This window comes from Kitasatospora sp. NPDC029312 (assembly GCF_055569215.1).
This window is the reverse complement of record NZ_JBVHXY010000009.1, coordinates 20750-33870: the sequence shown is the minus strand read 5'-3', so window position 1 is coordinate 33870 and position 13121 is coordinate 20750. Positions and strand designations below refer to the sequence as shown.

At 73.7% G+C, this 13121-nt stretch carries 5 protein-coding genes and 1 pseudogene; all 6 read right to left on the bottom strand.

The window, feature by feature from the left end; genetic code table 11:
• Positions 1-121: 121 nt before the first annotated feature.
• Positions 122-1891: an FAD-dependent monooxygenase gene (locus ACZ4WV_RS10240; RefSeq protein ID WP_465744777.1), complete on the bottom strand. Its 1770-nt coding sequence runs from the start codon at positions 1889-1891 to the stop codon at positions 122-124.
• Positions 1888-2661 (bottom strand): bifunctional 2-polyprenyl-6-hydroxyphenol methylase/3-demethylubiquinol 3-O-methyltransferase UbiG, encoded by a 774-nt coding sequence (gene ubiG, locus ACZ4WV_RS10235; protein ID WP_465744775.1) that lies wholly within the window; start codon positions 2659-2661, stop codon positions 1888-1890. The genes ACZ4WV_RS10240 and ubiG overlap by 4 nt, the downstream gene beginning before the upstream one ends.
• Before the next feature lie 11 nt (positions 2662-2672).
• Entirely contained in the window at positions 2673-4514 is a 1842-nt protein-coding gene (gene asnB, locus ACZ4WV_RS10230; protein WP_465744773.1) for an asparagine synthase (glutamine-hydrolyzing), read from the bottom strand.
• A 45-nt stretch (positions 4515-4559) separates the two neighbouring features.
• Positions 4560-5072 carry an SRPBCC family protein gene (locus ACZ4WV_RS10225; protein ID WP_465744771.1) on the bottom strand — a complete coding sequence of 171 codons (513 nt, stop codon included), beginning with the start codon at positions 5070-5072 and terminating at the stop codon, positions 4560-4562.
• A gap of 108 nt (positions 5073-5180) precedes the next feature.
• The gene (locus tag ACZ4WV_RS10220; RefSeq protein ID WP_465744770.1) at positions 5181-5867 is read right to left on the bottom strand and encodes a class I SAM-dependent methyltransferase; all 687 of its coding nucleotides are present in this window, start codon (positions 5865-5867) and stop codon (positions 5181-5183) included.
• A gap of 99 nt (positions 5868-5966) precedes the next feature.
• Positions 5967-13082, bottom strand: a pseudogene (locus tag ACZ4WV_RS10215) (type I polyketide synthase); the annotation flags it as partial.
• Between the last annotated feature and the right edge of the window lie 39 nt (positions 13083-13121).

Sequence of the window (13121 nt, the reverse complement as noted above, 5' to 3'; positions counted from 1 at the left end):
GGGTGTTTGGGGGGGGTCTGGGCGGGCCTGGCCGCGTTGAAAGGGGGCTGAAGTGGGGCGGCGAGGGGGTGGAACGGGCGCCCGGGCGGCCCCTCCCCGGAAGGCCCCCCCCGGCGGGTGTTCAGGCCGCGGGGCCGGCGGGCGCGTGCAGGACGGCGGCCAGCACCTTGGGCAGCTCGGCGGCGGAGTCGACGGTCCGGGCCCGCCACGCCACGTGCCCGTCCGGGCGGACCAGGACGGCGCCGTCCGCGTCGACCTCGCGCAGCCGCTCCCACGCCCCGTACGGGTCGCGCAGGCCCTCGGCGGCGCCGATCGTGCGCACCGTCACGGGCACCCCGGTGAGCCCGGCGGCCTCGCGGGCGGCGTCGTACCAGCGGTCGCCGCCGCGGCCGGTGAGCAGGACGAAGCGGCCGCGGCCGACCACGTCCAGGGTGGAGCGGCGGCGACCGCCGTCCTCCAGCCAGGCGTGCGGCAGCCGCGCGCCGGGCCAGGTGGTGGGCCGGTAGTACAGCTCCGGGTCCCGGTCATCGGCCGGCTCGGGGGTGCCGTCGTCCACCCGCGCGCCGGTGCGGTAGCGGTAGCCGATCTCCACGCCGTGCGCGTTGACCTGGTAGTTGATCCGGTCGGTCGCGGCGGCCAGCGCGGCGCGCCGGGCCGCGGCCTCCTCGGTGTCGTCGGCGAGGCCGCGCAGCAGCTCCCACTGCTCGGCGGCGCTCTGCCCGGCGGTGAAGCCCAGCGCCGCCGGGATGCCGAGGAAGTCCATCATGCTGCGGACCGCCCGGTCGACGATCTGCCCGCCCACCGGCAGCCGCTCGGCCTGGTAGGTGTCCAGCAGGGCCGGGGAGGCCGCGCCGTCCAGCACCAGTTTCAGCTTCCAGCAGAGGTTGAAGGAGTCGGCGACCGCCGAGTTCAGCCCGAGGCCGTTGGTCGGCGGCATCTGGTGCACCGCGTCGCCGACGCAGAACACCCGGCCGTTCGCGTAGCGGGGCGCGACGACCGCGTTGACCTCCCACGGCGAGACGTTCTTGATCCGGACCTCGACGGACGGATCGCCGATGCTCTCGCGGATGTGCGCGAGGATCTCCTCGTGGTCGTCGCGGTCGAACTCCGCGCCGTGGTCGAGGAAGCGCAGGTACACCCACTCGTTCCAGGGGCGGATGCTGACGAACACCCGGCCGTCCTCGGGCGGGTTGCCGGGCACGGCGCCCATGTACAGGATCGCCGGGCGGTCGGCGCAGTACTGCGAGAGGTCCGCCTCGAACCAGACCGAGGCGACCTTGGCCAGCCCCGTGGCGCCCTCCACGGTGAGCCCGGCCTGCTCCATCACCCGGCTCCGCGCGCCGTCCGCGCCGATCACGTAGTCGGCCCGCACCGTGTACTCCAGGCCGGACTGCCGGTCGGCGACCACGGCCGTGACCCCGCCGTCGTCCTGCTCCATGCGCAGGAACTCCTGGCCGAAGCGGAGTTCACCGACCCCGGCCTGCCGGACCTGCTCGACCAGCAGCGGCTCCAGCAGGTGCTGCGCGAGGTTGCACATCGTGCTGGGACTGGCCGCCAGGTAGTCGCCGATGCGGTCGGGACCGTTGCCGTAGGCGTCCAGCCGGCTCACCTCGGGCCCGGCGAAGGTCGACATGAAGACGTGGTTGGCCAACAGCGGGGCCGGGGTCGCCTCGGCCGCCACCTGCTGCTCGACGCCGAGGTCGCGCAGGATCTCGCCGGTGCGCTGGTTCAGCAGGTGGGCGCGGGGGGTGTGGGCCGTGCCCTGGTACTTGCCGACCAGCAGGTGGGCGACGCCGTAGCGGGACAGCGCCAGAGAGGCGGTCAGGCCGGCCGGGCCGGCGCCGACGATCAGTACCGGGACCCGGACGTCCGGGGTGGCGGTCGTGGTCACTTCGCGGCCTTCCGTGCGTAGCCGGCGTAGATCACCGACGTGTCCTTGTGCACGCCGAGCTGGAACTGCCGCCCCAGCTCGCCGTACGTGATCTCCCCGCGGGCCCGGCGGCGCATCGCCTTCAGCAGCTCCAACTGCGGCCGGGTGGAGGCGAATCCGACGAGGTCCCGGTTGTCCAGGCCGTGCTTGCGGAAGACGGCGTGCAGCTCGGCCGGCTTGATGAAGCTCTTCCAATCGTGCAGGTCCTTGGGCGCGAAACTGACGGACTTCCAGTCCTGCGCCATCTTGATCATCGCCAGCTTGGACCGGAACGTCCGGTTGATGGTGTCGTAGAGGTAGTAGCCGCCCGGCTTGAGCACCCGCACGGCCTCGCCGACCGCCTGGTCCACGGAACTCACGTGCTCCAGGGTGTCGCAGCAGTAGACCAGGTCGAACGCGCCGTCCGGGAAGGGCAGTCGCTCGGCGAAACCCTGCTGGTACGTGATCTCCAGCCCGGACTCCCGGGCGTGCTCACCGGCCGCCTCCAGCGACGGGCCGGACGGGTCCAGCCCGGTGACCCGGCAGCCGACGCCCGCGAAGTGCTCGGCCAGCAGACCGCCGCCGCAGCCCACGTCGAGCACCTTGAGGCCCTTGAGCTCCAGCCGCAGCCGGTTGGTGAGGACGTCCCGGAAGTAGTCGAACCGGGCCGGAGTGAAGGCCTCCAAGGTCGCGAACGGCTGGTCGTCGTGCCACCAGGAGTGGGTGTTGTAGACGTCGTTGTCGACGGGCATGGTGCGACTCCTCAGGAGAGCTTGATGGTCGGGCGGTAGAGGTCGAGCCAGACGGCCAGGTCGAGGACCCGCTCGAACGCCTCCCGCTCGTCGCGGTCGACGGCCTCGGGCGCGGCGCCCGCGGCCGCCGCGAGCGCGGCGCGGTCGAAGAACGTGACGGCCTGGTGGTCACCCGACAGCAGGTCGCCGACCTGCTGCTGCAACTGGCCCACGTAGGCGAGCTGTTGGGTGTGCGGGTAGAGGGCCTTCACCCGCTCCACCACCGATCCCGGGAGGACGTCCCGCACCGCGGCGCGCAGCAGGCTCTTCTCCCGGCCGTCGAAGGTCTTCATCGCCCAAGGGGTGTTGTAGACGTACTCCACCAGGCGGTGGTCGCAGAACGGCACGCGCACCTCCAGGCCGACCGCCATGCTCATCCGGTCCTTGCGGTCCAGCAGCATGCCCAGCAGGCTGGTCAGGTGCACGTGGCAGAACTCGCGCATCCGCCGCTCGTGCGCGTCCTCGCCCTCCACCACCGGGATCCGGGCGACCGAGTCGCTCCAGCGCTGCGCCCAGTAGCCGGGGACGTCGAGGGTCCGCAGCAGCAGGTCGCCGTCGATCAGCTTGGTGGGGTGCTTGCGCGGGCCGAGCCCGGAGGCGGTCACCCACGGGAACATCGCGGTCTGCTGCACCGCCGGCAGGTGGAACCACGGGTAGCCGCCGAAGATCTCGTCGGCCGACTCCCCGGAGAGGGCGACCGTCGAGTGCCGGCGGATCGCCTTGAACAGCAGGTACAGGGAGTTGTCCGCCTCGCCGAAGCCGAACGGCAGGTCGCGGGCGGTCACGGTGGCCCGGCGCACCTGCGGGTCGGCCAGTTCCAGGTGGTCGAGCCGGATGTCGTGGTGATCGGTGCCGACGTGCTCGACCACCGCGCGGGCGAACGGAGCGTCCTGCGAGCCGCGCAGCTCGTCGGGGCGGAACGCGTCCGGCTGCTCGAAGTCGACGGTGAAGGTGCGCACCCGCTCGCCCCCGGCCGCCAGCCGGCGGCCGGCCAGGGCGGTCAGGGCGCTGGAGTCCAGGCCCCCGGAGAGCAGCACGCACTGCGGCACGTCGGCGACCAACTGCCGGGCCACGCTGTCCTCCAGCAGCTCCCTGACGTGCCGGACGGTGGTCCCGGTGTCGTCGCGGTGCTCGGCGACGGCCAGCTCCCAGTACACGTGCTCGCGCAGGCCCGAGCGGTCGACCGTCACCATGGAGCCAGGCTTGACCTCGTGCATGCCCGTCCAGACGGCGCGGCCGGGGGCCTTGACGAAGCCGAACAGTTCGCGGAAGCCGTCGGCGTCCACCACCGGGTCCACCGAGGGGTGGGCGAGCAGGGCCTTCGCCTCCGAGCCGAACAGCACGCCGTCGCCGGTCGGGTAGTAGTAGAGCGGCTTGATGCCGAGGCGGTCGCGCAGCAGCACCAGCTTCTCCACCCGGCCGTCCCAGATGCCGAGCGCGTACATGCCGTTGAGCCGGTCGGCGATCCCCTGCCCCCACTCCAGATACCCGCGCAGCACCACCTCGGTGTCGCTGGCGGTGCGGAACTCGTGGCCGCGGCGGCGCAGTTCGTTCCGCAGCTCGGTGAAGTTGTACGCCTCACCGCTGTACGTCATGGCGACCGGGCCGTCCGGCGTCTCGACCACCATGGGCTGCACGCCGCCCGCCAGGTCGATGACGGCGAGCCGGCGGTGGCCCAGCGCGGCGTGCCGGGACAGCCAGGTGCCGCCGGCGTCCGGGCCGCGGCACAGCATGGTGTCGGTCATGGCGGTCAGGGTGGGGAGTTCACGTTCGAGGTCGTGCTGGAAGGAGATCCAGCCGGCGATCCCGCACATGCGGTTCTTCTTTCGTTCGGGGGCGGGGGTGGTGGGGCCGCGGGCTCAGCGGTGCGCGGCGCCGCGCTGGGAGGCCATGTAGGCGGGCAGGCCGTCGATGTGCGAGCGGCCGGTGGGGGCGAAGAAGTAGCGGTCCAGCGCGCCCTGGAGGAACGACCACGGGCGGTTCAGCTCGGCCGCCCACCGCCAGCCGAACCGGGCGCCGTTCTCGGTCGGTTCGACCGCGTAGTCCTCCACCAGGTGGCGGAAGATCGGGCGGGTCGCCTCGGTCGCGGTGAAGGTCTTGCGGGTGCCCTCCTCCCAGCGGAAGAAGCGCTCGCGGAGGACGAAGTCGCCGTCCATCTCGATCTCGCGGGTGGTGCCGACGCCGAACGGACGGGGCGAAGTCCAGGTGAGCCGCCGCATGCCCTTGGTCCAGCTGGACACGCCGTCGCCGGTCAGGGCCGCCCAGGTCTCCTCCGGGGAGTACGGCACCTCGACCGAACGGGCGTGGTAAAGCGGGGCCTTGGCGAAGAACGAGTCGTCGGCCTCCTCGATCGGGTACCAGCGTGCGGCCATGGCGGCGGTTCCTTTCCGGAACGGGTCGGTGCGGCGGGGAGCGGCGGTGCGGCGGGGGAGGGGTGTAGGGCGCGGGAGGGGCGGGCGGCGGGAACCGGCGGACACGCCTCAGGCCTTGCGGGCCCGGAAGAGGCCGACGGAACCGCGCACGACGAGGTCGAAGTCGTCGAAGGTCTGCTTCAACTGGTCGCGCAGGTCCTCCAGGTCGTCCCGGTCGTTGTGGAAGACGCCCTTCGCGTTCAGGTTGTTCATCAGCCAGCGGCCGGCCCCGGTGACCGGGACGCCCGACGACAGCACCGTGCTGCCGAACACCGTGCCGCCGGGCTTGACGGCCGCGGCCGCGTGCCGGATGGCCACGCCCTTCTCGCGCAGACTGCCGGGTATGCAGTGCAGCAGGAAGCTCAGGGCGGCCGAGTCGTGGCTCTCGGCGGGCACCGGCAGCGGCTCCAGGGCGTTGGCGACCACCTTGGTGGTCTTGAGGTGCGCGAGCCGCTCGGCGGTGAAGTCGAGCGTGCTGGGGTTGAGGTCGGCCAGCGTGATCTGCGGGTTCGACACCGGGAACCGGGAGTGCGCCAGGAGGTAGCCGGTGCCCACGCCGATCTCCAGGTGCTTGGCGCCCAGGCAGTCGTTGTACATCTGCTGGAAGTTCCGCGGCGAGCACCGCCAGAACAGCGGTGCGCTGCCGCGGAAGACGACCAGGTCGTAGAAGTTCAGCGCGCGGCGGTGGTAGGGGGCCTGGCCGTCGAGGACCGCCTGGTCCAGGGCGTCGGGCCGGTGGCCGTTGTCAGTGCTCATGTTCTGCTCACCCTCGTCGGGAATCGGACATCGTGGTGGGTCGGGAGGTCAGGCGACCGGCTCGGCGATCCGGTCGAGCACGGCGCGCACGGTGGTGGGGCCGTCTTCGCCGGTCATCGTGAAGTGGTCGCCCGGCACCTCGGCCCCGGCGTGCGGGGCCGGCCAGTCGGCCTGCCAGTCGGTGGCGGGGAAGCCGGGCAGCGGGCGGGCGGCGCGCAGGTGGAGCGTGGGCGTGGTCAGCGGCTGCGGCTGCCAGCCCTCGAAGAGCCGGGCGTAGCCGCCCATCGCGGTGAGGCAGACGTCGTCCAGCGGGTCGACGGCGTCCAGTTGACCAGCCGTCAGCTGAGTGGCGAGCTCCGCCTGGATGCGGGGAAGTATGACACTGCCCGGCCGGTAGCTGTCCAGTAGGACGACCGACGCCGGGTGAACGCCGACCTCCTCCAGGCGCGCCGCCACGGCGTGGGCGATCCAGCCGCCGGCGGAGTGGCCGAGGAGGGCGAACGGCTGCCCGGCGGCGAGCCGTTCGACGTCCTCGGCGTGCAGGCGCACCAACGCGTCGAGACCGGCCGGGAGCCGCTCGCCGGCGGTGAAGCCGGGGGCCGGCAGTGCCCACAGCTCGTGACGGCCGCCCACGGCGGCGGCGAGGCGCGCGTACTGGTGGGCGCCGGACCTGCTCGCGAACGACGGGAAGCAGAAGAAGCGGGGCGCTGTCGTACCCGAGGTGAGGCGAACGGGAGCCGGCCGCTCGGACGGCGCGGGCGGGCAGTCGAAGGTGTCCCGGAACCGCGCGGCGGCGGCCAGGAGCTCGCCGAACTCCTCGAACCGGCCCAGCTCCGCCGCCCGTGGCGCGAGCGAGGCCAGCAGGCCGTCGGCCGGACCGGCGGGCGGTGCCTGGACGGCGTCCCAGCGGGCGTCCAGGTGGGCGGCGAGAGCCTCGAGCGTCGGATGTTCGAACACCGCGGTGGCGGGCAGGTCCACCCCGGTGGCGGCCTGGAGGGCGGCGCCGAGCTCCGTCGCGGCGAGGGAGTCGAGCCCCAGCTCGGGCAGGCTCAGGCCGGTCTCCACGTCCTCGGTGGAGGCGTGCCCGAGCGCGGCGGCCACCTCGGCGGTCACCAACTCGCGCAGGGCGGAGGCGCGTTCGGCCGGGTCGAGGGCGGACAGCCGCGCCCGCAGCCGGGCCGGTGTACCTGCTCCGGGCGCCGCCGCTTCGGAGGTTGTGGTGTCGCCGGGCGTGTCGGGGGACACGGTGGCGGGCGGCCCGGCGGGCCGGGCAGCCGCCGCGGCGCCCTCCGGCCAGAACCGGCGGCGCTGGAACGCGTAGGTGGGCAGTGGGTAGGTGGGCAGCGCGACCGGGCCGGCGCCGGAGTCGGCGAGGACGGCCTCCCAGTCCACCGGGACGCCACGGACATGGGCGGCGGCGAGCGCGGTCAGCGCGCTGTCCGCCTCCGGTCGGCCCTGCCGCAGCAGCGGCACCGCCGCCGGGGCCGGGCCGAGATCGGCCAGTGCGTCCCGCACCAGGGCGGACAGCACGCCGCCGGGCCCGAGTTCGAGGAAGGTGGTCACACCGTCCGCCGCCATCCGGCGCACGCCGTCGTGGAAGCGCACCGCCTCCCGGATGTGCCGCACCCAGTACTCGGGTCCGCAGACCTGCTCGGCCGAGGCCGGCTCGCCGGTCAGGTTCGACAGCAGCGGGATCCGCGGCGGCCCGTACGCGAGCCCGCTCGCCACCTCGTGGAAGCCGTCCAGCACACCGTCCATCAGCGGCGAGTGGAAGGCCCGGCTGACCCGCAGGCGCTTCGTCCGGCGCCCGCGCGCGGCGAGTGCGGCCGCGACCTCCTCCACCGCCTCGGCCAGGCCGGAGAGCACGGTGGCGCGCGGCCCGTTGACGGCGGCGATGCCGACACCGGCCTCCCGGCCCGCCAGCAGCGGCAACACCTCGTCCTCGGCGGCCTCCACGGCCACCATCGCGCCGCCGGCCGGCGAGTCCTGCATCAGCCGGCCGCGCGCGGCGACCAGGCGGCAGGCGTCGTCCTGGCTCAGCACGCCGGCCGCGCAGGCCGCCGCCAGCTCGCCGACGGAGTGGCCGCCGACGTAGTCGGGCGTCACCCCCCAGGACCGGAGGAGGCGGAACGCCGCCAGGCCGACGGCGAACAGCCCGGCCTGGGTGAACACCGTCTCGTCGAGCAGGGCCGCCGTGGGACTGCCCGCGGCGGCGAACAGCACGTCGCGCAGGGCCGGGCGCCCGGGCGCGGCCAGGTGGCCGTCCAACTGCTCGCACACCTCGTCCAGGGCCCGGGCGAAGACCGGATGGGCCTGGTGGAGGCCCTGGCCCATGCCCGGACGCTGGCTGCCCTGGCCCGGGAAGAGGAAGCCGACCCGGCCGGCGGCCACCGCTCCGCGGACCACGCCGGGCGCGGTGTCGCCCGCTGCGAGCGCGTCCAGTCCAGCCCGCAGCTCGCCGAGGTCACGGCCGAGCACGACCGCCCGGTGCGGCAGGGCGGCCCGGGTCAGCGCCAGCGAGCGGCCGACGGCGACGGGGCTGACGGAGGGGTCGTCGGCGAGGTGCTCCCGCAGACGCTCCGCCTGGCCGCGCAGGGCGGCCTGGCCCCGGGCCGAGACCGGCCAGGCGACGAGCGGAGCGGGCCGCGCGGGCGCGTCAGCGCCGGAGGTGTCGGCCTCGGAGGTGTCGGCCTCGGAGGTGTCAGGCGCGGAGGTGTCGGTGCCGGACGCGTCCGGCGGGGCGGCTTGTTGGGGCACCGCCGGGGCCTGTTCCAGGACCACGTGGGCGTTGGTGCCGCTGATACCGAACGCGGAGACACCCGCTCGGCGGGGGCGGTCCCCCTCCGGCCAGGCCACCGGCTCGCTGAGCAGGGCGATGGCGCCGGAGGACCAGTCCACGTGCGGGGTGGGGGCGTCGGTGTGCAGGGTGGGCGGCAGGACACCGTGCTCCATCGCCATCACCATCTTGATCACACCCGCCATCCCGGCGGCGGCCGCGGTGTGGCCGATGTTCGACTTCACCGAGCCCAGCCACAGCGGCCGTTCCGCCGACCGGTCGCGCCCGTACGTCGCGAGCAGCGCCTCGGCCTCGATCGGGTCCCCGAGCGGCGTGCCCGTCCCGTGCGCCTCGACCGCGTCCACGTCGCCCGGCGCCAGCCCGGCACTGGCCAACGCCTGCCGGATCACCCGCTGCTGGGAGGGACCGTTCGGCGCGGACAGCCCGTTGCTCGCACCGTCCTGGTTGGTGGCCGAGCCGCGGATCACGGCCAGCACCGGATGCCCGTTGCGGCGCGCGTCCGACAACCGCTCCAGCAGCAGCACACCCGCCCCCTCACCCCACGCGGTGCCGTCGGCCGACGCGGCGAACGGCTTGCACCGGCCGTCCGGAGCCAGCCCGCGCTGCCGGCTGAAACCGATGAACGCCTGCGGCGTGGACAGCACGGTGACGGCCCCCGCGAGCGCGAGCGTGCTCTCGCCCGACCGCAGCGACCGGCAGGCCAGGTGCAGGGCGACCAAGGAGGAGGAGCACGCGGTGTCCACCGTGAGCGCCGGCCCCTCCAGACCGTAGGTGTAGGAGAGCCGGCCGGAGATGACGCTGGCCGCGTTGCCGGTCAGCAGATAGCCCTCCAGGCCGTCCGGGGAGTCCTGCGCCAGCAGGTGGTAGTCCTGGCCGCTGCTGCCGGCGAAGACCCCGGTCCGGCTGCCGCGCAGGGACTCCGGGTCGATGCCGGCCCGTTCGAAGGCCTCCCACGCGGTCTCCAGCAGCAGGCGCTGCTGCGGGTCCATGGCGAGGGCCTCGCGCGGGCTGATGCCGAAGAAGGCGGCGTCGAAGCGGTCGGCGTCGTGCAGGAAGCCGCCCTCGCGGACGTAGGTGCGGCCGGGACGGTCCGGGTCGGGGTGGTAGAGGTTGTCGAGATCCCAGCCCCGGTTCTCGGGGAACGGCGAGACCGCGTCGCGGCCGTCCGCGACCAGCCGCCACAGGTCCTCCGGGCTGCGCACCCCGCCGGGGAAACGGCAGGCCATGGCGACGATGGCGATGGGTTCGTCCTCGCCACCGGCCGCCCCCGCGGCGGGCGGCGCCTCGGTGGCCTCGGCATCCGGGCCGGCGAGCAGGGCGAGCAGGTGGCGGCCCAGGGCCTCGGGTGTCGGGTGATCGAAGGCGACGGCGGCCGGGAGCCGTAGGCCGGTAACGGCCATCAGCCGGTTGCGCAGCTCGACGGCGGTGAGCGAGACGAACCCCAGCTCGTGGAAGGAACGCCCCGGCGGGACCGGATCGGTGAGACCGAGGACGGCCCTCGCGTGGGTCTCCACCAGGTCACGCAGCAGGCGCTCACGGTCGGGCTCGCCCAGGTCGGCCAGCCGGCGGAGCAACTGCGCGGCGGCGGAATCCGCGGTGTGGTCGTCGGGCTCGGGGACTGCGCTGCGCCTGCCACCCGTGTTCACCGTGCTGCCCGAGCTGCCCGTGCTGCCCGCGTCGACGGTGTCCACCCAGTAACGGCGGTGCTGGAAGGGGTAGGTGGGGAGGTCGGGGTGGTGGCCGGGGTGGAGGTGGGGGGTCCAGTCGACGGGGTGGCCGTGGGTGTGGAGGTGGGTGAGGGAGGTGAGGAGGCGGGTCCAGTTGCCTTCGTTTCGGCGGAGGGTGCCGGTGGTGAGGGTGGGGTGGTCGGTGGTTTCGGCGATGTCCTGGATGGCGGTGGTGAGGACGGGGTGGGGGCTTGCCTCGATGAAGCTGTGGTGGCCGTCGGTGAGGGCTGAGTGGACCGCGTCGGTGAGGAGGACGGGTTGGCGGAGGTTGGTGTACCAGTAGTGGGGGGTGAGGGTGGTGGTGTCGATGGGGGTGCCGGTGACGGTGGAGTAGAGGGGGATGGTGGAGGGCTTGGGGGTGATGCCTGCGAGTTGGTGGGTGAGGTGGTCGCGGATGGTTTCGACGTGGTGGGTGTGGGAGGCGTAGTCGACGTCGATGCGACGGGCGCGGATCTGCTGGTTCTCGCAGTGGGCGAGGAGCTGTTGAACGGCCTGGTGGTCGCCGGCGATGACGGTGGTGGTGGGGCCGTTGTGGGCGGCGATGGCGAGCTGTCCCTGCCAGGGGGTGAGGAGTTGGGTGGTGTCCTCGTGGCTGAGGGGGAGGGAGGCCATGGCGCCGTGTCCGGCGATGGCGAGGATGGCTTGGCTGCGGAGGGCGGCGATGCGGGCGCCGTCTTGGAGGGTGAGGGCTCCGGCGATGGTGGCGGCGGCTATTTCGCCTTGGGAGTGGCCGATGACGGCGGTGGGGTGGATGCCGAGGGATTGCCAGAGGTCGGCGAGGGCGACCATGGTGGCGAAGAGGGTGGGTTGGACGATGTCGACGCGGGCGAGGTCGAGGGTGCCGCGTAGGGCGTCGGTGAGCGACCAGTCGACGTAAGGGTCCAGCGCGGCCTGGCAGCGGGCGATGGATTCGGCGAAGGCGGGTGAGGTGTCGAGGAGTTCGGCGCCCATGCCGGTCCATTGGGAGCCCTGCCCGGGGAACACGAACACTGGTCGCTCGAAGGCGTTCGTAATGCTGGGTGTTGGGGTGGTGTCGTTGGCGATGGCGGTGAGGCTGGCGGCCAGTTCCTCAGGGGTGTGGCCGAGGGCGACGGCGCGGTGGTCGTGGGTGGTGCGGGTGGTGAGGAGGGTGTGTCCGGCGGCGCGGAGGTCGGTGTCGGGGTGGTCGTGGAGGTAGGTGGCGAGTCGGGCGGCGTGGGCGCGTAGGGCGTTGTCGTCGCGGGCGGAGATGACCCACGGCACGACGGGCGAAGGCGGCGTGAACCCGGGCTGTTCGGCCGCCGCGACCTGTTCGGCGGCGGGGGCTTCCTCCAGGATCACGTGCGCGTTCGTCCCACTCGCGCCGAAAGCCGAAACGCCCGCTCGTCGCGGACGCCCGTCCTCCTGCGGCCACTTCCGCGTCTCGGTGAGCAGTTCGACCGCGCCGGAGGACCAGTCCACGTGCGGGGTGGGTTCGTCGACGTGCAGCGTGGGCGGCAGCATGCCGTTCCGCATCGCCATCACCATCTTGATCACGCCGGCTGCACCCGCCGCCGCCTGGGTGTGGCCGATGTTGGACTTCACCGACCCGAGCCACAGCGGCTCGGGTCCGGGCCGTTCCTTGCCGTAGGTGGCGATCAGGGCCTGGGCTTCGATCGGGTCGCCGAGTGTCGTCCCGGTGCCGTGGGCTTCGACGGCGTCCACGTCGGCGGCGGTGAGCCGGGCGTCCGCGAGCGCGGCGCGGATCACGCGCTGCTGCGAGGGGCCGTTCGGTGCCGTGAGTCCGTTGGAGGCGCCGTCCTGGTTGACGGCGGAGCCGCGTACCACCGCCAGCACCCGGTGTCCGTTGCGGCGGGCGTCGGAGAGGCGTTCCAGCAGCAGGACGCCGACGCCCTCGCCCCAGCCGGTGCCGTCGGCGGCGGCCGCGAAGGCCTTGCAGCGTCCGTCGGGGGCGAGGCCGCGCTGTCGGCTGAACTCGACGAACATGCCCGGTGAGGCCATCACGGCCGCCCCGCCCGCGAGGGCCGTCGAGCACTCGTCGCGGCGCAGCGACTGGCAGGCCAGGTGCAGGGCGACCAGTGAGGAGGAGCACGCCGTGTCCACCGTGATCGCCGGGCCCTCCAGGCCGAACACGTAGGACAGCCGGCCGGAGATGACGCTGGCCGCGCCGCCCGAGAGCAGGTACCCCTCCAGGCTCTCGGTCGCTCGCTGGGCGAGCGCCGCGTAGTCGACCTGCCCCGCGCCCATGAAGACGCCGGTCCGGCTGCCGCGCAGGGACTCCGGGGCGATGCCGGCCCGCTCGAACGCCTCCCAGGAGGTCTCCAGCAGCAGCCGCTGCTGGGGGTCCATCGCCAGCGCCTCGCGCGGCCCGATGCCGAAGAACCCGGCGTCGAAGCCGTCCGCACCGTCGACGAAGCCGCCCTCGCGGGCGTAGGTGTGGCCGGTGCGGTCGGGGTCGGGGTCGTACAGCGACTCCACGTCCCAGCCTCGGTCGGTGGGGAACGGCGAGACGGCGTCCCGGCCGTCCGCGACGAGCTGCCACAGCCGCTCGGCGGAGTCGGCGCCGCCGGGGTAGCGGCAGGCCATACCGACGATCGCGATCGGCTCGCCCGCGACGGACTCGGTCTCCTGGAGCCGTCGGCGCGTCTCCTGGAGATCGGCGGTCACCCGCTTGAGGAAGTAACGGAGCTTGTCCTCGGTCTCGCTGGCCACAGTGGCGCAACCCTTCGGATGGGACGGGAACAGGACGAC

What these genes read in the sequence shown, in the direction of transcription:
- ACZ4WV_RS10220 (WP_465744770.1), bottom strand. Translation starts at nt 5,867, where the DNA reads ATGAGCACTGACAACGGCCACCGGCCCGACGCCCTGGACCAGGCGGTC.
- asnB (WP_465744773.1), bottom strand. Translation starts at nt 4,514, where the DNA reads ATGTGCGGGATCGCCGGCTGGATCTCCTTCCAGCACGACCTCGAACGT.
- ACZ4WV_RS10225 (WP_465744771.1), bottom strand. Translation starts at nt 5,072, where the DNA reads ATGGCCGCACGCTGGTACCCGATCGAGGAGGCCGACGACTCGTTCTTC.
- ubiG (WP_465744775.1), bottom strand. Translation starts at nt 2,661, where the DNA reads ATGCCCGTCGACAACGACGTCTACAACACCCACTCCTGGTGGCACGAC.